Source organism: Bacillus sp. sid0103 (assembly GCF_019219025.1).
In genome coordinates, this window is the sequence record NZ_JAHUWN010000119.1 from 1 (window position 1) to 400 (window position 400).

The following is a 400-nucleotide window of genomic DNA, read 5'->3' on the forward strand; positions in this document are numbered from 1 at the left end:
CACCCGAAGTCGGTGGGGTAACCGTAAGGAGCCAGCCGCCTAAGGTGGGACAGATGATTGGGGTGAAGTCGTAACAAGGTAGCCGTATCGGAAGGTGCGGCTGGATCACCTCCTTTCTAAGGATAAAATGAAGGACTCGATTCTTCATTAAAAAGGACGTTTCTGTATTTGTTTAGTTTTGAGAGAACTATCTCTCAAAATTGTTCCTTGAAAACTAGATAGCAATTGACAAGACATCATATAAACAAGTAAGTTCTTTTACTAATTAACTTCGGTTAAGTTAGAAAGGGCGCACGGTGAATGCCTTGGCACTAGGAGCCGATGAAGGACGGGACTAACACCGATATGCTTCGGGGAGCTGTAAGTAAGCTTTGATCCGGAGATTTCCGAATGGGGAAAC

2 rRNA genes are annotated in these 400 nt (G+C 44.8%); both read left to right on the forward strand.

Annotated elements, in window-relative coordinates:
* A 16S ribosomal RNA gene (locus KW850_RS32750) occupies positions 1-116 on the forward strand; the annotation flags it as partial.
* Positions 117-273: 157 nt separating this feature from the next.
* Positions 274-400, forward strand: a 23S ribosomal RNA gene (locus tag KW850_RS32755); the annotation flags it as partial.